This is a genomic window from Amycolatopsis orientalis DSM 40040 = KCTC 9412 (assembly GCF_000478275.1).
Lineage (GTDB): Bacteria > Actinomycetota > Actinomycetes > Mycobacteriales > Pseudonocardiaceae > Amycolatopsis > Amycolatopsis orientalis.
The window spans coordinates 316,078-335,228 of sequence record NZ_ASJB01000083.1 but is presented as its reverse complement, the minus strand read 5'-3'; the positions used below and the strand labels follow the sequence as shown (position 1 = coordinate 335,228).

The window sequence follows — 19,151 nt, the reverse complement described above, 5'->3', positions numbered from 1 at the left end:
ACCGCATCCAGAGGACTAAACGCGGGGTTGTGCACAGGGGCGAGGCGTTGTGGACAAGTGCAGCGAAGATGATCTTGAAACCGAGGTGACGGCGGGGGCGGATGGCATCGTCGAATCGTGTCCAGAAACCACTACGCGACCATCTGCGATTTCTCCGGCCCCTTCGTGGGCAGCCGTGCGGTCAGCGAAGGCGACCTTACCCGCGCCCAGCTCCGGTCCGGTCCGTACAACCGCCTGTTCCAGGACGTCTATGTCCCGATAGGGATTCCTCAGGATCACGAACTGCGGTGCAAGGCCGCGATCCTCGTCGCTCCCGACGGCGCGGTGCTGACCGGATGCTCGGCCGCGACCGTGCGCGGATTCCCGTTTTCGCTCGAGAACGACCCTGTCGAGTTCGTCGTGCCCGAGCAGAAGGGCTTCCACAGCCTGAGCGGCACGCGCCTGCGCCGGACCAGGCTGCTCGGTAGGGATTTCGAGCCATGGCGGGACGGTCTGATCGCCACCCCGCTGCGCATGACGTTGGACATCCTCGCCGACACCCGGCTGCGCCGTTCCTTCCCGCGCGTCGTCGGACTGCTGGATGTCCTGCTCCGTGCGGGATTCGTCGATCGCGACACGCTCGAGGCATATCTGGCCCCCCGGCACGACAACGGCATCGTCCGGGCGCGTCAAGCCTTGGCGTTCTCGGACGGCCGGGCGGAGTCCATCCCGGAATCGGAGGTCAGGGTGTGGCTGCAGCGCCAAGGCATCCGGGCGGAGCCTCAGGTGGAGGTCTACCGGGGGACCCGGTTGCTCGGCAGGCTCGATCTCGCGATCCGGGAGGCCAAACTCGCCATCGAATACGACGGCGCCTGGCATCTCGAAGGCGAGCAGCCCCGGATGGACGCTCTCCGGCGAGCGTTGATCGAGGCGGAGGGCTGGAGGTTCATCGTCATCACCAAGGAGGAGCTCTACGCCGATCCGCACGCCATGGTCCGCCGGGTGCAAGCGGCCCTCGACTCCCGCATTTAGTCCTCTGGATGCGATCGTTGCGCGGGCAAGTACCGCATCCAGAGGACTAAATGCGGTGGCGCCGACCGGCGTGTCGGAGTGGCGAAGTTTCCCGTGGAACCAGCGAAAACGCCGTCACAGAAGGGAAAACCGGCCGCCTGCATGGTCCAGGTGAGCTCGCAAGCGGCCGAATTGGTGAAGGTCGATACGAACAGGCGCGCGAACCCGCTCCGGAACTGGGTGGTGTCTGCCGTGCCCTGCGTCCTCGCGCGGGAGGCGCTGGAAAGGCGGCCTTATTGACATGTTGTCTAACATGACACTATGTCTCATACGTGGGTGACGGCCAGCGACGGTGTCCGCCTCTCGGTCCGGGTGACCGGTGTCGACGACGCGCCCACGGTGGTGCTCGTCCACGGCTACCCGGACAACGGGTCCATGTGGGACGGCATCGCCGCCCTGCTCGAACGCCGCTACCGGGTCGTCGTCTACGACGTCCGCGGGGCAGGCCGTTCGGACAAGCCTTCGGGACGCGCGTCCTACAGGCTGGACCAGCTGTCCGAAGACCTGGCTTCGGTCATCGACGAGGTCCGCCCCGAAGGCAAGGTCCACCTGCTCGCGCACGACTGGGGCTCCATCCAGACCTGGCACGCCGTCACCGGCGACCGGTTGCGCGGACGGCTCGCGTCGTTCACCTCGATCTCCGGGCCGAGCCTCGATCACGCGGGCGCGTGGTTCCGCGCGCAGATGCGCCCGAGCCCGAAGCGGCTCAAGAACGCACTGGCGCAGGGGCTGCACTCGACGTACATCCTCGGCTTCCAGATCCCCCTGATCCCGCAGCTGCTGTGGCGCACCGGCGTGATGGGCACGCTGATCGGCCGGATGGACCCGGCGGCCGCCGCTCCGTCCACTTCGGACGGCCTGTACGGACTCAACCTCTACCGCGCCAACATGTTCACCCGGCTCTCACGGCCGCGGCCGCGTAAGGCCGAGATCCCGGTCCAGGTGCTCGCGCCCACCGGCGACAAATTCGTCACCACGCCGCTGCAGACCGAGGTCGGGCGGTGGGCCCCGGACCTCCGGATCCGCCGGATCGTCGGCACGCACTGGGTGCCCCGGGAGAAGCCGGAAGTGATCGCTTCGGCCGTGGGCGAGCTGATCGACCACGTCGAAGGCGGCGAGGAGAGCCGCGCGCTCAAGCGGGCCCGCTCGGCCGGGTTCGCGCACAAGCTCGTCGTGGTCACCGGCGCGGGCAGCGGCATCGGCCGCGCGACGGCACTCGCGTTCGCGGACAAGGGCGCCGATGTCGTCATCACCGACATCAACGGCTCGGCCGCCGCGGACACCGCCAAGCTCCTGCGGGACAAGGGTGTCACCGTCGGCGAGTACACAGTGGACTCCTCCGACGCCGAAGCGGTCGAGAAGTTCGCGCAGCGGGTCAAAGAAGAATTCGGTGTCCCGGACATCGTCGTGAACAACGCGGGAATCGGCCTTTCCGGCCCGTTCCTCGACACGACGATCGAGGACTGGGAACGCCTCATCGACGTGAACCTCTGGGGCGTCATCCACGGCTGCCGCGTCTTCGCCGAGCAGATGCGGGATCGCGCCGAAGGCGGCCAGATCGTCAACGTCGCGTCGGCTGCGGCGTATCTGCCGTCGAAGATCCTTTCGGCCTACGCCACCACGAAATCCGCCGTGCTGACGCTGAGCGTGTGCCTGCGCGCGGAACTCGACGCCGAGAACATCGGCGTCACCGCGATCTGCCCCGGCATCGTGAACACCAACATCACCAGCACCACGCGGTTCGTGGGTGTCGACGACATCGAGCAGAAGCGGCGCCAGAAGTCGAGCAGCAAGCTGTACGCGAAACGCGGTTTCGGACCGGAGAAGGTCGCGCGCGACATCCTGCGCGCGGTCGAAAAGGACAAGGCGATCCAGCCGTCGACCCCGGAGGCCAAGGCCGCGCTCGTCCTTTCCCGGCTCACCCCCGGACTGCTGCGGGCCTCGGCGAAACTGGACCTCACCCCGTGACCTCCGCCAGACGCCCTCGCCGGATGTCGCCCCAGGCGCGCCGCGAGGACCTGATCCGCGCCGCACTGGACCTGTTCGGCTCGCGCGCGCCCGAACTCGTCACGGTCGACGACATCATCGCCCGCGCCGAGGTCTCGCGGCCGCTGTTCTACCGGTACTTCTCAAGCCTGCGGGAACTGCAGGTCGAGGCGCTGAAGACGGTCACCGAAGGCCTCATCGACGGCCTCGCGGGCCTTGAGGAAGGGCCGCCCGAGACGAGGCTGCGCGCCGCGGTCCGCGGCCTGATCGACGTCGCCGACCACTACCGCGCCGGCTACGTCGCCTTGCTGCGAAGCGGTTCGGTGATCGCGACGTCGGAGACCGACGCGGCGATCGACGAGGTCCGCAACCGTGCCGTCGAGCTGATCCTCGACGCGCTGGAAGTGTCGGATCCCTCGCCCATGCTGCTGCTGACCTTGCGGTGCTGGACCGCCGTGGTCGAGGGCGCACTGCTGAGCTGGCTGCAGGAACGCGCCGTGCCCCGGGAGGTGCTCGATCGCTGGCTGGTCGATCAGCTCACGGCCATGCTCGCGACGACCGCGAACCACGAGTCCTCGGTCCCGCAGATGCTATGAAAGGTCCTTTCCTTGCAAATTTCGCAAGGAAAGGACCTTTCATAGCGCGCGCTACTGGGAGTGCTTCGTGACCAGTTCCCAGCCTTCGACCTCTTCCGGCTGACGCGGCTCCGGCCCGACGTACTTGGCCGAGGGGCGCACGAGGCGACCGGTCTTCTTCTGCTCCAGGATGTGCGCGGCCCAGCCGGCGGTGCGGGCCGAGCTGAACATCGCGGGCATCATATGCGGCGGCACCTGGGCGAAGTCCAGGATCACTGCCGCCCAGAACTCGACGTTGGTCTCGATCGGGTGATCCGGGCGCCGTTCGCGCAGTTCCTTCAGCGCGACCTGCTCCAGCTCCGCGGCCGCCTCGTAGCGGGACGCGCCGAGCTCCTGACAGGTGCGGCGCAGCACGCGCGCCCGCGGGTCCTCCGCGCGGTACACGCGGTGCCCGAAGCCCATCATGCGTTCCTTGCGGTCCAGGATGCCCTTGACCAGGCCGACGGCGTCACCGGTCTTCTCGACCTCTTCGATCATCGGCAGCACCCGCGCCGGCGCGCCGCCGTGCAGCGGGCCCGACATGGCGCCGATCGCGCCGGACAGCGCCGCGGCGACGTCGGCGCCGGTCGAGGCGATGACGCGGGCGGTGAAGGTCGAAGCGTTGAGGCCATGCTCGGCGGCCGAGACCCAGTAGGCGTCGATGGCCTTGACGTGGGCCGGGTCGGGCTCGCCGCGCCAGCGGACCATGAACCGCTCGGTGATCGACTTCGCCTCGTCGACCCTGGTCTGCGGGACGGCGGGCTGCCCGATGCCGCGGGCGGACTGGGCGACGTAGGAAAGCGCCATCACGGACGCGCGGGCCAGCTGGTCGCGGGCCTCTTCGTCGCTGATGTCGAGCAGCGGCCGGTAACCCCAGATGGGGGCGAGCATGGCGAGCGCGGCCTGGACGTCGACCCGGACGTCACCGGTGTGCACCGGCAGCGGGAAGGGTTCGGCGGGCGGTAGCCCGTGGCCGAACTGACCGTCGACGAGAAGGCCCCACACGTCACCGAAGGTCACCTTGCCGGCGAGGTCCTCGATGTCGACACCGCGATAGCGCAGGGCGCCACCGTCACGGTCGGGCTCGGCGATTTCGGTCTTGAAGGCGACCACGCCTTCGAGACCCGGTCGGAAACCGTCGTCGACCTGGTCGGACGGCTGATTGGTGCTGATCGTGGAGGTACTCACTGTGGTGAAACCTTTCGATGCGCATTCCCCGGCTTTGTGTTTCACGCGTGGACGGGATACACGCAGCGAAGGCGCGCCTCATCGCACGGATGGACAAACCTTGCTCCACGCACGCGCCCGGGGCAATCGAAAGATGTGGTGGTTTCGGTCACGATTACGAGAACGATTCAGTGAAAACCACCTTCGTACGCGAAGAGTTACGGCTTCGTTCACTTTGCGTGTACCGCCGCGCAGGTAAATCCTGTGTTTCGAGAACCGGCGCCACGCGGTTTCCGGTGATAGACCTTTGTCATGCACTTGAGCCCCCAGGAGCGGGACAAACTGCTCATCCACGTCGCGGCGGACGTAGCTCGCAAACGGCTGGAGCGCGGGGTGCTCCTGAACTACCCCGAGGCGGTGGCGCTGATCACCGACCACGTTCTCGAAGGCGCCCGCGACGGCCGGACGGTCAGTGAACTCGTCGCCAGCGGGCGTTCCGTGCTCAGCCGGGCCCAGGTGCTCGGCGGCGTACCGGAGATGGTCGATTCGGTCCAGGTCGAGGCCACTTTCCCGGACGGCACGAAGCTCGTCACCGTGCACGATCCGATCGTCTAGGAGGGGGACGAGTGCGTCCAGGAGAGATCATCACCGGTGATGGACCGGTCGAGCTGAATCCCGGCAGGCCGCGGCTCCGGCTGTTCGTCCGGAACCTCGGCGACCGGCCCGTGCAGGTCGGCTCGCACTACCATTTCGCGGCGGTCAATCCGGGCCTCGAATTCGACCGTGAAGCCGCGCGCGGGCATCGTCTCGACGTCCCGGCGGGGACGTCCGTGCGGTTCGAGCCGGGCGTCGAACGCGAAGTCGACCTCGTCCCGCTGGCCGGGAACCGCGTGGTGCCCGGATTGCGCAAGGAGTCCTGATGCCGTCGATCGACCGCGAGCGCTATGCCGAGCTCTTCGGCCCCACGACCGGCGACCGAATCCGGCTGGCGGACACTGATCTGCTCATCGAGGTCACCGAGGATCGCAGCATGGGGCCGTCCGGCAGCGGTGACGAGGTGCTGTTCGGTGGCGGCAAGGTCATCCGCGAATCGATGGGCCAGGGCATGGCGACCCGGGCGGAAGGCGCGCCGGACCTGATCATCACCGGCGCGGTGATCCTCGATCACTGGGGCATCGTGAAGGCCGACGTCGGCGTCCGTGACGGCCGGATCGTCGGCATCGGCAAGGCGGGCAACCCGGACACGATGGACGGTGTCGACCCGGCGCTGGTCATCGGCCCGTCGACGGAGGTGCTGTCCGGCAACGGGAAGATCCTCACCGCGGGCGGGATCGACTGCCACGTCCACTTCATCTGCCCGCAGCTGACCGACACCGCGCTCGCCTCCGGGCTGACCACGCTCGTCGGCGGCGGGACCGGCCCGGTCGAGGGCAGCAAGGCCACCACCGTGACCCCCGGTGCGTGGAATCTCGGCCGGATGCTGCAGGCGATGGACGGCCAGCCGGTCAACGTCCTGTTGCTGGGCAAGGGGAACACCGTCCGGCACGAGGCGCTGCGCGAACAGCTCGCGGCGGGCGCCGGCGGGTTCAAACTGCACGAGGACTGGGGGACCACCCCGGCCGCGATCGACGCCTGCCTCACCGTCGCCGACGAATCCGGTGTCCAGGTGGCGATCCACACCGACACGCTGAACGAGGCGGGCTTCCTGGAGTCCACTGTGGACGCCATTCGCGGCCGGTCGATCAACGCGTACCACACCGAAGGCGCCGGAGGCGGGCACGCGCCGGACATCATCCAGGTCGCCGGGCTGGCGAACATCCTTCCGTCGTCGACGAACCCGACGCGTCCGCACACCGCGAACACCCTCGACGAGCACCTCGACATGCTCGTGGTCTGTCACCACCTGAACCCGTCCGTGCCCGAAGACCTGGCGTTCGCCGAAAGCCGGATCCGGCCGACGACCATCGCGGCCGAGGACGTCCTGCACGACATGGGCGCGATCTCCATGATGAGTTCGGATTCGCAGGCGATGGGCCGGATCGGCGAGGTGATCATCCGCACCTGGCAGACCGCGCACGTGATGAAACGACGGCGCGGGGCGCTGCCCGGTGACGGCGCGGCCGACAACCTGCGTGCTCGTCGCTATGTCGCCAAATACACGATCAACCCCGCGATCGCGCACGGGATGGATCGCGAGATCGGCTCGGTGGAGGTCGGGAAGCTCGCGGATCTCGTGCTGTGGGAACCGAAGTTCTTCGGGGTCCGGCCGCACGTCGTGCTCAAGGGCGGGTTCGCGGCCTGGGCGGCGATGGGCGACGCGAACGCCTCCATCCCGACGCCGCAGCCTGTCCTCGCGCGGCCGATGTTCGGCGCGGCCCCTTCGGTCGCCGTCGCGAGCAGTTTCCATTTCGTGGCACCGGAAGCTCTGGAAAGCGGTGTCGCGGAGCGGTTCGGTATCGCGCGGAAGCTGGTGCCGATCTCGAACACCCGCTCCCGTGGCAAGGCCGACATGGTGCTCAACGACGCGACACCCGACATCCGGGTGGAGCCGGACAGTTTCGCCGTCCACGTCGACGGCGAGCTGATCGAGCCGCGGCCGGTGACGGAACTGCCCATGGCGCAACGGTACTTCCTCTTCTGATGGACCTCGCCGCACTCATCCTCGCCGACTCCCGGTTCCCCGGCGGCGGACACGTCCACTCCGGCGGGCTCGAAGAAGCCGTCACCCGGAAGCTGATCACGCACGAGCGTGATCTGCCGGGGTTCCTGTCCGGGCGCCTGCGGACCGCGGGTTCGCTGGCCGCCGTGTTCGCCGCGGCGTCGGCGCACGCGGCGGCACGCGATGTCCAGAGTGGACATTGGCGGCGGCTCGACCTCGAACTCGACGCCCGGACGCCTTCGCTCGCGCAGCGGGAGGCGTCCCGGGCCCAAGGACGGGGCACGGCGCGGGCGGGCAAGGCCGCTTGGCCGTCGCCGGTGCTTTCCCGGCTGCTGAAGGAAACGCCACGGCCGCATCATCCGGTGATCGTCGGCGCGCTGATCAAGGTGCCCTTCGACGCCGCGATGGCGGTGGCCTACCTCGCGATCAGCGGTCCCGCGAGTGCGGCCGTGCGGCTGCTCGGGCTCGACCCGTTCGCCGTCAACGCCGTGGTGGCGGGGCTTTCCGCCGAAGTCCGCGAAGTCTCCTTGCTCGCCGCCGAGGTCGCGGGGGACGACCCGGCCGATCTCCCGGCGCCCGGATCCCCGGCGCTCGATCTGTTCGCCGAGGCACACGCCCGGCATCACCAGGAAGAGGTGCGTCTCTTTGCCAGTTGAGCACGGTCATGGCCACGGGCACGTCCACCCGGTCAACTTCGACCCGACCGCGGCGGAACCCGACCACTACGAGCAGGCGCCGACCGCGGGCCGGGCCTACCGGATCGGCATCGGCGGCCCGGTGGGCAGCGGGAAGACCGCGCTCACCGCGGCGCTGTGCCGGGCGCTCGGCGACGAGGTGAACCTCGCCGTCGTCACCAACGACATCTACACCACGGAGGACGCGGACTTCCTGCGCAAGGCGGGTGTGCTCGATCCGGAGCGGATCGAAGCCGTGCAGACCGGAGCGTGCCCGCACACCGCGATCCGCGACGACATCACCGCGAACCTCGACGCCGTCGAACGGCTGGAGGAGCGGTTCCCCGGACTGGACCTGGTGATCATCGAAAGCGGAGGAGACAACCTCACCGCGGTGTTCAGCCGGGGGCTCGCCGACAGCCAGGTCTTCGTGGTCGACGTCGCGGGTGGCGACAAGGTGCCGCGCAAGGGCGGTCCCGGCGTGACGACGGCGGACCTGCTGGTGATCAACAAGATCGACATCGCGCATCTGGTCGGCGCGGACATGGACGTGATGACTTCGGACGCGCACCGGATGCGGGGTGAACTGCCGGTGATCACCCAGTCCCTTGTGGACACGCCGAACGCCCCGGCGGTCGCGGACTGGGTCCGCTCGCTGCTCCCGGTCCGCGCGGGGTGAAGGCGCACGCCCGGCTGGTCGCCCGTTGTGAGGGCGGCCGGACCGTTCTGCGTGAGCTGCGTTCGATGGCGCCGCTCACGCTTCTTCCCAAGCGGGGCACCGGTGCGACGGCGATCGTGCATCTGGTCAACTCGGCGACCACGCCCTTGGGTGGCGACGAGCTGAAGCTGACCGTCCGGATCGGACCGGGCGCCTCGCTGCGGATCTCCGGGGTGGCCGCGACGATCGCGCTCCCCGGCCTGCACGGCGAGGGGAGTTCGTCCCTTGTGGACGTCGAGGTGGACGAAGGCGGTTCGCTGGAATATCTGCCGGAGCCGACCGTCGTGACCGCCCGCGCCCGGCATGAGGCGGTGTTGCGGGCGTCCCTGGCCGCCGGGGCCTTCTTGCATACGCGGGAAGTGCTCGTGCTCGGGCGGTCGGGGGAGCGGCCGGGTTCGCTGGTGACGACGCAGCACGTGACGCGGGGCGAAGTCCCGGTGCTGCGGCAGACACTGGTGATCGGCGACTCCACTTTGGACTCCAGTCTCGCGCATCTGGCCGGGCGGCGGGTGCTGGCCACCGACCTGGTCGTCGGTGGTCCGGAGCTGCCCGCGGCTTCCGGCGACTGGTGGTCCCGTACCCCACTCGCCGCCGGTGGCACCCTCACGACCTCACTGGCCCCGGACGCCGTGACCGCGCTCAAGCCGCTCGCCGCTTGCTAGCGCCACTAGTATGCCTGCCGTTACTAAAGGTCCCTTGCTCCCCTCTGGAGTGACTGGTGGGACTTATGTGAACGGTCTGATGTCCCCAATGCCACTTTGGAGACGCTCAGCGTCTCCAAAGTGGCATTGGGGACATCGGCAGCCCTGACTCCCTGGTGTGGTCGGAGGCCGAGCGTGGAGGATTCGGGACGTTGAACGTCCCGAATCCTCCACGGCTGGCCCCGGTTGATGAGGGATGTTGGTCGTGACCGGCGCGATCAACATCCGCGACCATAGCGACCACCGTGACGATGAAGGAATCGGGACACTCAACGTCCCAATTCCTTCATCGTCGTCCCTCGACGACCGTCCCGAAAGTGGCTTTCGCGACGCGGGGGCGCCGCAGAGGCAGCCGGGTCAGAACTTGGTGCCCAGCCAGGACATCGCGACCGGACCACCCGCCGAGACCCCGCCGATGTGTTCCAGCAGCGGGAACTCCTGCCAGGTGACGTCGGCGCCGAGGGCGCGATAGCGGTCGCGCAAGCCCTTGCCGACCGACAGCGGGATCAGTTCGTCCAGCGACGCGTGGTACAGGTAGACCGGCGCGCCGGGTTTGGTCTTGCCCGCCAGGTTCTCACCGAGCCGGGCCTGCCAGCGCGGGTCCGACGACATGTTCGGCACGGTCGTGAAGTCGTTGAGCCGCGCGAAGGGCGCCGCCGCGCCGAGTTCGACGGTGCACGCTTCCTTGACCTTCGCGACGGCCTGCTCGCCCTTCGCGTTGAGCACGTCGTTGAACGGCAGTTCCGGGTACGCCGTCGAGTAACCGACAGCGGCGCCGAGCACCAGACCGAACGCCGGACCGCCGTCGTTGAACTTCAGTACCGCGTTCAGATCCGCCGGGACCCCGCCTTCCGCGACGCCGACGAGGTTGACGTCGGGAGCGTAGGACGGCTGCAGTTCGCCCGCGAACGCGGCGGCCTGACCGCCTTGTGAGTAACCGAAAACGCCCACCGGGCCGGTCTTGGAGAGACCGGCGTCGGGCACCCTCGCGGCGGCGCGGGCCGCGTCGAGGACGGCCCGGCCTTCGGACTGGCCGACGGCGTAGGTGTGCGTGCCCGGGGTGCCGAGGCCTTCGTAATCGGTCACGACGACCGCCCAGCCACGCGAAAGTGCTTGGCTCATCAGGAGGACTTCGTTCTCTGACCCGTTCGTCAGCCGGGTCGACGGCGCGCAGCGGTCGCCGAGACCGTGGGTGCCGACGGCGTAGGTGACCAGCGGGCGCGGCCCGTTCGTCCAGGGGGTGTGGGGGACGAGCAGGATGCCCGACACCGTGTTCGGCTGCCCTGTCGCCGAGGTGGAGCGGTAGAGGAGTTTCCAGGCCTTCGCCGGGGCGGTGGCGATGACCGGCTTGTATTCGACCAGATCCCCCGGCGCGCTCGGCGCGGCTTGCGCGGCCGGGGCGCCGATCAGGGCGGCGGTGAGAGCTGCGACCAGAACTGTCCGAAGCACCGTTGCCTCCAGTTTGGTAATTAAGATTTTCGCAATGTAGGCGCTGTTGGTACCATCTGGCAATCCCTATTACCGAATCGGGGGAGGTCGAGTGGCCCGCACCTACGGCGGCGTCGCACCCGAGCAACGGCGCGCCGAACGGCGTGAACGCCTGCTCTCGTCGGCGCTGGACCTGTTCACCTCGACGGGCTACCAGCAGGCGAAGATCACCGAGTTGTGCACCCGCGCCGGCGTCTCGACGCGGAACTTCTACGAGGAGTTCGAGAGCAAGGAGCAGGTGCTGCTGACCCTGCACGAGCGGATCAACGCCCTCGCGCTGGAACATGTCACCGGCGTCCTGGACCGGCTGGAGGACGCCGACGCGGTCACCCGGATCGGGACCCTGCTCGACGTCTTCGTCAGCACGGTGACCTCGGATCCCCGGATGCCGCGGCTGAACTACGTCGAGGCGGTCGGTGTCAGCGCGGCTTTGGAAGCGCAGCACCAGGAATGGGTCGACCGGTGGGCCGCGTTCATCGAAGCCGAGGCCCGGCACGCCGCCGAGCACGGCGTCGCCCCGGACCGCGACTATCACCTGACGGCCATCGCGCTCGTGGGCGCGGCGACCGGGCTGCTGCGCGAGTGGCAGGCGCATACGCCGCCGTTGCCCGTCGCCGACGTCGCCGCCGAACTGCGGGCCCTGATGCTGGCCGCCATCACCCGGCCGGTCTGACCCCCCGCGTTTCGTCCTCTGGTGGTCGTGAGTGGCAGGGGTAAGACAAAGTTGTCGTGACCGACACCCCCAACTGCGCGTTCTCCCGAAGCCAGTGGCTTTCGCGACACCTCGGTGAAGACTCCAGGAGCCGGGCACGTCTCCAATGTGGCATTGGAGACGCTGAGCGCCCCCAATGCCACATTGGAGACATCAGACCGCGACACCGGCAGCGGGCGCCGATTACGCCAGTTTGCCTTACCCTTCAATAGAACCCTCGTCAGGAGGCGGCGGAGGCCCGGCGGAAGGTGTTGTGCAGGACGGCCAGCAGCGCGTCCCGGACCGACAGCCGCTGCCGCGCGTCGAAGGTGATCAGCGGGACGTCGTCGCCCACCGCGAGCGCCCAGCGCACGTCTTCGAGGTCGTGCTTGAGCGAACCGTCGAACACGTTCACCCCGACCACGAACGGCAATCCGGCCTTCTCGAAGTAGTCGACGGCCGGATAGCAGTCGTCGAGCCGTCGCGTGTCGACGATGACGAGCGCGCCCAGCGCCCCGAGCACGAGGTCGTGCCACATGAACCCGAACCGGTCCTGGCCCGGGGTCCCGAAGAGGTACAGCTTCACCTCGTCGTCGATGGTGATGCAGCCGAAGTCCAGCGCCACCGTCGTCGTGGTCTTCGACGGCACGTCTCCGCCCGCGTCGTCGACGGCCGCCCCGGTCGAGGTCATCGCGGCCTCGGTGGTCAGCGGTTTGATCTCCGAGATCGCCCCGACGGTGGTCGTCTTGCCGACCCCGAACCCGCCGGCGATGACGATCTTGACCGGCGTCGGCGGCTTGGCCGACACCGGTTCAGCGAATTGCTTCGAGTCCACGAATGACCCTTTCGATCATGCCGAGGTCCTGGGTGAGGGCTCCGGTCGGCCGGCGCAGGACGACGTAGCCGAGTGCGGCCAGGTCGGCGACGAGCACCCTGGCCACGCCGATGTGCAGGCCGAGCATCGCCGCCACCTCGGCGACGGATTTCGTTTCCCGGCAAAGGGAAACGATCTCGCGCCGCTCGAAGGTCAGCCTCGCCTGGGACGCCGCGCCGAGCCTGCTCGTGAGCACCTGCGCCTCGATTTCGAGCGTGCCGTCCACCGGTTGTGCGCGGCCGGCGGTGAGCAGATACGGGCGCAGCAGCGAAATGTCCTGCTCGCCCCCGCGGGGGCGGGGTACCTGATCGTCGCTCATTCCCTTGTCCCCTCGTCCTTTCAGCTGCCGACGCTCTTCTTGAGTTCCTCGATCAGCGCGGGGGTGAGCACCTCGGTGGCGCGGTTGGCGAACATCGCCATCTCGTAGGCGATCGTGCCGAGGCTGGCCTGCTTGGTGGCGAGCACGCCGAGAGAACAGCCGATGCTGATCGTGCAGACCAGCAGGTAGCCCTGCTCCAGCTCGATGATGATCTTGTCGGGCGAACCGAGCGGGTGGCTCTCGGACACACCGTGTGCCAGGCCGAGCATCGCCGAGCAGATCGCGGCCAGCCGGTCGGCGTTGGCCCGCTCCAGCTCGGACGACATCGCGATCAGCAGGCCGTCGGCCGAGACGGCGATCGCGCCCATCGCGCTCGCCGTGTTCTGCGCGAAGCGCGTCACCAACCAGTTGAAGTTCCGGGCTTCGACGCTGACTCCGGTCGTCATCTCTTGCTCTTCTCTCTCTGTTCCATCGCCGGGTTGACGGCTTTCTCCAACCCGTCACTGAAGGCGTCGAACGCGGCACGCTCGGCCTCGGGGTCACGCATGCCCTTGGGCTTGGTGGTGTTCAGCGCCGCCCGCGCGGTCTGGTGGCGCGCGGCCGGCCCCTTCGCCAGGCCCGGCGCCAGCTGGGCGCCGGGGACACGCCGGGTGAGCCCGCCGCGCGAGGCGGCGGGCACCGGTGTCGGGGTCGGCATCGGTGTCGGGGTCGGCATGGGCGGCGGCGGGGCTTGCGGCGGAACGGTATTCATCGGCGACGCGGGGTTCGTCGGCGACCCGGTAGCCTTTGCGAGACCTGCCTCGAAGCCGTCGAACGCCGCTTTCGCCGCCTCCGGATCATGCCTGGACTTCTGCCGCGACGGTGCTTCGGGGGCACCGGGAAGCTGCGCGCCCTTGACCCGCCGCCGCAGCCCGCCCCGGGTCTCCCCGGAATCGGCGGCGGTCAGCGTCGGCGCGGGCGCCTGGTACACGGGTGCGGGCGTGGGTGCCGGTGGCGTCGGCACCGGTATCGGCTCGGGCTCCGGCATCGGCTCCACGATCTCCCCGTCGGTCTTGCGGAACCACCGGAAGTCCTTGGGACGCTGGCCGTCGCGCGGGATCATCCCGGCGATCGCGAGCGTCGGCAGCTCACGCGAGGACGCCTTCTCCCGCGACTCCGTCCGCGCCGGTGGCTGAGCCTGAACGGGTTCGTCGATCGGCTCCGACGTCGGCCACGCCGGCGGCGGAACGCTCTTCTGCACGGGTGCCCGGTAGGTCAGCAGATTCGGCGGGACGGTGATCCGCGCCGTGATGCCCGCACCGGGTTCGGTCTCGGTCAGCTCGACCTTGAGCCCGTGCCGCCGCGCGAGGCGGCCGACCACGAACAGGCCGAGCACACTGGTCGGCGCCAGTTCGAGCCGCTCGCGTTCGACCAGCCGCCGGTTCTCCTCGGCGAGCCGTTCGGCGGTCATGCCGATGCCCTGGTCCACGATCACGATCAGGCAGGAGCCGTCGGGGAGTACCTTCGTGCCGACGTCCACAAAGGACTCCGGCGGGGAGAACGACGTCGCGTTCTCCAGCAGCTCCGCGAAGATCAGCACGAGATCCGAACCGAAGGGCGACGACAGCAGGACATCGCCCATCGAGCCGAGCCGGACCCGCTGGTACTCCTCGATCTCCGCGAGCGCCGAACGCAGCGCCGTCGACAGCTCGATCGGACCGGAGATCCGCGCCTCGTCACGGTTCCCCGAGACGACGAGGAGGTTGTCCGCGTTCCGGCGCAGGCGGGTGGAGAGGTGGTCGAGCCGGTAAAGGCTCGCCAGCAGGGCGACGTCCTGCTCGTTGCGCTCCAGTTCGTCGACCAGCGCCAGCTGCCTGCCCACCAGGTTCTGCGTCCGCTTGGCGACGTTCGCGAACATGAGACCGACGTTGCGCCGCGTGACGGCCTGCCGTTCCACCAGTTCGGCCGCGGTGGCCTGGACCCGGTTGAACGCCTCGGCCAGCTTCCCGAGTTCGTCCTGAGAGGTCACGTCGATGGTGGCGAGCCGGGGCGCGAGTTCCTCGGCCTGCTCGGTGTCGGTCACGCGGACCAGCTCGGTGCTCGCGAGGTCGGCGACGGACGTCGCCGCCGTGGTCAGCTTCCGCAGCGGATCCGCGATCGACCGGCTGACCGCGATCGCAAGACCACCGACCAGCAGGAACAGCACACCGGCGCCGATACCGATCGTCCACGCCAGGTTCTGCGCGGCGTCGGCTCGCGCGGTCGCGGCGTCGGCGATACCGGCGGTGACCTCGTCCTGGGCGACGCGCCGCTGGTTCGACTGTGCCTCGACGGCGCCGAGGATGTCCGGCAGCAGCGCCTGCACGGCCACCGGGGTGCGCGCCAACGGGAGCTTGGCTTCCAGCGCGTCGACCCGGCGGCCCGTGTCGCCCTGATCGACCGCGACGACCTCGGTGGCCTGGTTGACGTCGGCCTGCTGCACGAACCGTTCGAGGAACAGCGAAGCCTGCTGTTTCGCGTCCGCCAGCACGGGTTGCCCGGACTCCGGGGTGACCAGCACGATGATCAACGCCATCCCGCGCAACGAGTTCTCCTCGTTCGCGCGCAGCAACGCTTCGAGCGCGGTGAGCTGCCGGGTGCCCTCCGCGTCACTGGTCTGCTGCGGTACCAGGCGAAGCGAGTTGATGACCGCGTCGATCACCGCGTGATACGTGCGCGCCACGCTGTCCAGTGACGCGCCGCGCCGGAGCGCGTTCGCGCGGATCTCGTCCAGCGAACCGATCCGGACCAGCGCGGCCGAAAGCTCTTCCGGCGCGTCGGAACTCAGCTGCGCGCGGACCTGGTTCACCGTGTCGGAGACGACACCCTGCTGTCGCACCATCGCCGAACTGCCCGCCGACGACGACGCGATGTAGTGCGCGGTCAGCAGCCGTTCCCGCTGCAGTTCCCAGGCCAGCGTGCCCAGCGCGCGGGCCTGCGACGCCACGTCGGCCGTGGTGCGGGCGGACCGCGCGTCGTCGATCTCGCCGGCGACGTAGGGCACCGACACCAGGACCACCGCGGTCAGCGGCAACATCAGGAGCAGGTTGAGCTTGCCCCGGATGCCGAGTCTGCCGAGAAACCCGGAGCGCGCTTTGCGCTCCGGCCGCGTTTTCCCGTGCCTCATGGTCACCTTTCCCGTCAACTCCGCCCGAGGTGGCCGCGGTGCTGCTCCCGGACCAGATCTTCGATGGACGCGCGCAGCGCGAGGAACTCCGGCGCGCGTTTGACCGCGAGGTCCCGCTCATCGGGCAGCTCGACCACGATGTCGGCGGCGACCCGCCCCGGATCCGACGCCAGCACCACGACCCGCCGTCCGAGGAACACGGCCTCTTCGACGTCGTGGGTCACCATCAGCACCGTCGTCCGGGTGTCGGTCCAGATCCGGCGGATCAGGACCTGCATGTCCTCTTTGGTCTGTACGTCGAGTGCGCCGAACGGCTCGTCGAGCAGCAGCACCTCGGGCTCGCACGCCAGCGCCCGCGCGATCGCGACCCGCTGCTTCTGTCCGCCGGAAAGCTGCTTGGGCAACGATTTCCGCAGTCCGGCGAGCCCGGTCTCGTCGAGATACCAGTCCACCCGGCGGGTGCGCTCGGCCTTGTCGAGGCTCAGCAGTTCGAGTCCGAACGCGACATTGCTCTCCACCGTGCGCCACGGGTACAGCGCCCCGTGCTGGAACACCAGCCCGCGATCCGGGCCAGGCCCGGTCACCGCCTCGCCGTCGAGGGTGATCAGGCCCTCGGACGGTTCGGTCAGCCCGGCGATCAGCGAGAGCAGGGTCGACTTGCCGGACCCGCTCGCGCCGACGACGCAGACGAAATCGCCGCGCGCGATGTCGAGATCGATCCCGTCGAGCGCACGGGTGGTCTTGCCGCGGACGGTGTAGTCCTTGGCGACACCCTTGAGTTCCAGTGTCACGCCGCCCACTTCCCGACCCGTGTCCGCAGTTGCCGGAGCGCGATGTCGATGATCAGGCCCAGCAGGCCGATCACGATCAGCAGCGCGAAGATCCGGTCGGTCTGGGTGAACCGCTGCGCCCGCATGATCCGCAGCCCCAGCCCGGCGGTGGCGTTGATCAGTTCGGCGACCACCACGAAGTTCCACGCGGCCGCGGCGTTGACGCGGGTCGCGTCGATCATGCCGGGCAGCGCGTGCGGGACGATCACCTTGCGCAGTACCTCACCGCGCCGCGCCCCGAGCGTGTAGGACACGTCGATCAGCGAACGCGGCACCCCGCGGACGGCGTCGGCCGTCATCAGCGTGTTGAAGAAGACCGTGCCGAGGAACAGGACCGCGACCTTCGACGGCTCACCGAGGCCGAGCCAGATCATCAGCAGCGGGATGAACGCGCTCGCCGGTAGGTAGCGCAGCATCGCGATGACCGGTTCGAACAGCGCCAGCCCCGCGTTGAAGGTGCCCATGACGATGCCGAGCGGCACCGAGACGAGCACCGCGAGCCCGAAGCCGAGCAGCACGCGCTGGGTGGTGGCCCAGAGGTCGCTGAACAGTTCACCCGACTCGATCATCTTCAGCAGCGCGTCGAACACCGCGACCGGCGTCGGCAGGAACATCGGCTTGATCGTGCCCAGCGCGTTCAGCGACACCCAGATCAGCAGCGGGATCGCGAACGACGCCACCGCCAGCGCCCACCGCCACCGGGCGGGGATCGGCGTCCGGAGCGAGAACAGCGGGGAGGCGTTCGGTTTGAGACCGGCCCGCCGGGGCAGCGGTGCCCAGGCCGGTCGCGCGCCGCCCTGACGGCGGCCCTCCTGTGCCTCGGCGAGCCGCTGCTCGTCGTCGAGGAGACGCGCTTCGGCCTCTTCGGCTGTGTTCGTCCGCTGAGTGGCCTCGCGCGCCGAGCCCGTGGTGCTCACGGCACCGACTTGACGTACTGGTCGTCGAACAGCCCGTCGAAGTTGGGCCGGGTCTGGGCGAGCCCGGTGGACACCATGAAGTCGGCGATCTTGCCCGCCTGGAAGTTCAGGTGCGCGGGGGTGACGCCCGGGGTGAACGCGTCGAGGTTCTGCTGTTTGGTGAAGATCGTGGTGCCGGCGTCGTAGGTCTTGTACTCGTCGGTCGTCACGGCGCCGCGCTTCGACATGATCTTGACGGCTTCGTCCTTGTTCTGCTTGATCCAGTCGATCGTCTGGAACCAGGTGGTCACCAGCGCCTGGACCTCCTTCTTGCGCTCCTTCGACAGCTGCTCGGAGACGACGAGGTGGTCCGGGATGGCACCGGGGAACTCGGCGGACGTCGCGATCGCGCGGCTGCCGGGGCGTTCCAGCGCCTTCGAGGTGAACGGGGCGAACGCGGCGACGGCGTCGACCTGCCCGCCGACGAACGCGGCCGCGGCGGCGTCGGTCAGCAGCGGGACCAGCTCGATGTCCTTCTCCGTCAGCTTCGCCTCCTGCAGCGCGAGCAGTAGCAGGTAGTGGTCGACGGTGCCCTGCTCGACGGCGACCTTCTTGCCCTTGAGGTCGGCGACGCCGGTGATCCCCTCACGGGCGATGATCTTGTCGTTGCCGGTCGAGTTGTCGTTGACCAGGACGACCGACAGCTTCGCGCCGCCGCTGACCGAGGCGAGCGTGTCGTTGAGGGTCTGGCTGTTCGCGTCGATCGCGCCCGAGGAAAGTGCGTTGATGCTTTCGGTGTAACTGTCGAACCACTTCAGGTCGACGTTCACGCCGTTCTTCTCGAAAAGACCTTTCTCCTGGGCCACCGCCCACGGGAACCAGCCCGGCCAAGCGCTGTAACCGATGGTGAGCTTGGTGCCGGAAGCGGCCGTGCTGGTGTCCGAACAAGCCGAAAGGGCCGTTACACCGGCCAGTGAAAGGGCACACAACAACGCCGTCATGAGACGGCGGGAACGGGAAATCACAACGCACTCCTGGGGAAGGGGAGTAACACGGGCGTAGAAAGTTCCGGCGGCGCGAGCGCAGGAGTGATCGACCGGCGTCGAACTCCCTCTCGGAAGCGCGGCCGGCAATAGCGGATGGAGCAGCCGCACACCCGGCCGTCCCACCCTGAACCTCTAAACACTCTGTATAGAGGTGATCACCCCGTTGCCCTCGGCGGCGATCCTATCGAGCGGCGCAAGGTCTACCTAGTGTGATCATCAGCTCTTGCTCGATTTGCTGTCACATTCTGCTAAATCTCCGGCGGTCGCCCCAAGGGGCGAGGTCTCGCCGAGGT

General features: G+C 68.7%; 19 protein-coding genes. 10 read left to right on the top strand and 9 right to left on the bottom strand.

The window, feature by feature from the left end; translation table 11 throughout:
- Positions 1–117: 117 nt before the first annotated feature.
- From L324_RS32750 to L324_RS32740, 3 genes are all read left to right on the top strand, one after another.
- Entirely contained in the window at positions 118–1,011 is an 894-nt protein-coding gene (locus tag L324_RS32750) for an endonuclease domain-containing protein (protein ID WP_037317898.1), read from the top strand.
- 315 nt (positions 1,012–1,326) lie between these two features.
- Positions 1,327–3,018 (top strand): SDR family oxidoreductase, encoded by a 1,692-nt coding sequence (locus L324_RS32745; RefSeq protein ID WP_037317895.1) that lies wholly within the window; start codon positions 1,327–1,329, stop codon positions 3,016–3,018.
- A gap of 23 nt (positions 3,019–3,041) precedes the next feature.
- Entirely contained in the window at positions 3,042–3,632 is a 591-nt protein-coding gene (locus tag L324_RS32740; RefSeq protein ID WP_037317893.1) for a TetR/AcrR family transcriptional regulator, read from the top strand.
- Between the two features lie 51 nt (positions 3,633–3,683).
- Here L324_RS32740 and L324_RS32735 read toward each other — a convergent pair whose 3' ends face one another.
- Positions 3,684–4,838 carry a citrate synthase 2 gene (locus L324_RS32735; RefSeq protein WP_037317889.1) on the bottom strand — a complete coding sequence of 385 codons (1,155 nt, stop codon included), beginning with the start codon at positions 4,836–4,838 and terminating at the stop codon, positions 3,684–3,686.
- Positions 4,839–5,129: 291 nt separating this feature from the next.
- Here L324_RS32735 and L324_RS32730 point away from each other — a divergent pair, with 291 nt between their 5' ends.
- Genes L324_RS32730 through L324_RS32705 form a run of 6 tightly spaced genes read left to right on the top strand, consistent with a single transcriptional unit; the run spans position 5,130 to position 9,530 of the window.
- Entirely contained in the window at positions 5,130–5,432 is a 303-nt protein-coding gene (locus L324_RS32730) for an urease subunit gamma (protein ID WP_037317886.1), read from the top strand.
- An 11-nt stretch (positions 5,433–5,443) separates the two neighbouring features.
- On the top strand, positions 5,444–5,737 hold the full coding sequence (locus tag L324_RS32725) for an urease subunit beta (RefSeq protein ID WP_037317883.1): 294 nt from the start codon (positions 5,444–5,446) through the stop codon (positions 5,735–5,737).
- Positions 5,737–7,458, top strand: coding sequence for an urease subunit alpha (locus tag L324_RS32720; protein ID WP_037317880.1), 1,722 nt, complete (start codon positions 5,737–5,739; stop codon positions 7,456–7,458). The genes L324_RS32725 and L324_RS32720 overlap by 1 nt, the downstream gene beginning before the upstream one ends.
- Positions 7,458–8,132: an urease accessory protein UreF gene (locus L324_RS32715; RefSeq protein ID WP_037317877.1), complete on the top strand. Its 675-nt coding sequence runs from the start codon at positions 7,458–7,460 to the stop codon at positions 8,130–8,132. Before L324_RS32720 ends, L324_RS32715 begins: the two co-directional genes overlap by 1 nt.
- Positions 8,122–8,829 (top strand): urease accessory protein UreG, encoded by a 708-nt coding sequence (gene ureG, locus L324_RS32710; protein ID WP_037317874.1) that lies wholly within the window; start codon positions 8,122–8,124, stop codon positions 8,827–8,829. Before L324_RS32715 ends, ureG begins: the two co-directional genes overlap by 11 nt.
- Positions 8,826–9,530 carry an urease accessory protein UreD gene (locus L324_RS32705; RefSeq protein ID WP_037317872.1) on the top strand — a complete coding sequence of 235 codons (705 nt, stop codon included), beginning with the start codon at positions 8,826–8,828 and terminating at the stop codon, positions 9,528–9,530. Before ureG ends, L324_RS32705 begins: the two co-directional genes overlap by 4 nt.
- A gap of 396 nt (positions 9,531–9,926) precedes the next feature.
- Here L324_RS32705 and L324_RS32700 read toward each other — a convergent pair whose 3' ends face one another.
- Positions 9,927–11,018 carry a lipase family protein gene (locus L324_RS32700; protein ID WP_037317869.1) on the bottom strand — a complete coding sequence of 364 codons (1,092 nt, stop codon included), beginning with the start codon at positions 11,016–11,018 and terminating at the stop codon, positions 9,927–9,929.
- 91 nt (positions 11,019–11,109) lie between these two features.
- Here L324_RS32700 and L324_RS32695 point away from each other — a divergent pair, with 91 nt between their 5' ends.
- Positions 11,110–11,730, top strand: coding sequence for a TetR/AcrR family transcriptional regulator (locus tag L324_RS32695; RefSeq protein ID WP_037317866.1), 621 nt, complete (start codon positions 11,110–11,112; stop codon positions 11,728–11,730).
- A gap of 259 nt (positions 11,731–11,989) precedes the next feature.
- On the opposite strand, the gene L324_RS32690 is transcribed toward L324_RS32695, so the two are convergent.
- Genes L324_RS32690 through L324_RS32660 form a run of 7 tightly spaced genes read right to left on the bottom strand, consistent with a single transcriptional unit; the run spans position 11,990 to position 18,837 of the window.
- Entirely contained in the window at positions 11,990–12,583 is a 594-nt protein-coding gene (locus L324_RS32690) for a GTP-binding protein (protein WP_037317863.1), read from the bottom strand.
- On the bottom strand, positions 12,561–12,941 hold the full coding sequence (locus L324_RS32685) for a DUF742 domain-containing protein (protein WP_037317861.1): 381 nt from the start codon (positions 12,939–12,941) through the stop codon (positions 12,561–12,563). Before L324_RS32685 ends, L324_RS32690 begins: the two co-directional genes overlap by 23 nt.
- A 20-nt stretch (positions 12,942–12,961) precedes the next feature.
- Entirely contained in the window at positions 12,962–13,387 is a 426-nt protein-coding gene (locus tag L324_RS32680) for a roadblock/LC7 domain-containing protein (protein ID WP_005156032.1), read from the bottom strand.
- Positions 13,384–16,086: a sensor histidine kinase gene (locus tag L324_RS32675; RefSeq protein ID WP_037317859.1), complete on the bottom strand. Its 2,703-nt coding sequence runs from the start codon at positions 16,084–16,086 to the stop codon at positions 13,384–13,386. Before L324_RS32675 ends, L324_RS32680 begins: the two co-directional genes overlap by 4 nt.
- 14 nt (positions 16,087–16,100) lie before the next feature.
- Positions 16,101–16,877 carry an ABC transporter ATP-binding protein gene (locus L324_RS32670; protein WP_037318845.1) on the bottom strand — a complete coding sequence of 259 codons (777 nt, stop codon included), beginning with the start codon at positions 16,875–16,877 and terminating at the stop codon, positions 16,101–16,103.
- Entirely contained in the window at positions 16,874–17,833 is a 960-nt protein-coding gene (locus tag L324_RS32665; protein ID WP_037317857.1) for an ABC transporter permease, read from the bottom strand. The genes L324_RS32670 and L324_RS32665 overlap by 4 nt, the downstream gene beginning before the upstream one ends.
- On the bottom strand, positions 17,830–18,837 hold the full coding sequence (locus L324_RS32660; protein WP_081736545.1) for an ABC transporter substrate-binding protein: 1,008 nt from the start codon (positions 18,835–18,837) through the stop codon (positions 17,830–17,832). Before L324_RS32660 ends, L324_RS32665 begins: the two co-directional genes overlap by 4 nt.
- Positions 18,838–19,151 lie beyond the last annotated feature (314 nt).

What these genes read in the sequence shown, in the direction of transcription:
- L324_RS32740 (WP_037317893.1), top strand. Translation starts at nt 3,042, where the DNA reads ATGTCGCCCCAGGCGCGCCGCGAGGACCTGATCCGCGCCGCACTGGAC.
- L324_RS32730 (WP_037317886.1), top strand. Translation starts at nt 5,130, where the DNA reads ATGCACTTGAGCCCCCAGGAGCGGGACAAACTGCTCATCCACGTCGCG.
- L324_RS32720 (WP_037317880.1), top strand. Translation starts at nt 5,737, where the DNA reads ATGCCGTCGATCGACCGCGAGCGCTATGCCGAGCTCTTCGGCCCCACG.
- L324_RS32715 (WP_037317877.1), top strand. Translation starts at nt 7,458, where the DNA reads ATGGACCTCGCCGCACTCATCCTCGCCGACTCCCGGTTCCCCGGCGGC.
- L324_RS32685 (WP_037317861.1), bottom strand. Translation starts at nt 12,941, where the DNA reads ATGAGCGACGATCAGGTACCCCGCCCCCGCGGGGGCGAGCAGGACATT.
- L324_RS32680 (WP_005156032.1), bottom strand. Translation starts at nt 13,387, where the DNA reads ATGACGACCGGAGTCAGCGTCGAAGCCCGGAACTTCAACTGGTTGGTG.
- L324_RS32675 (WP_037317859.1), bottom strand. Translation starts at nt 16,086, where the DNA reads ATGAGGCACGGGAAAACGCGGCCGGAGCGCAAAGCGCGCTCCGGGTTT.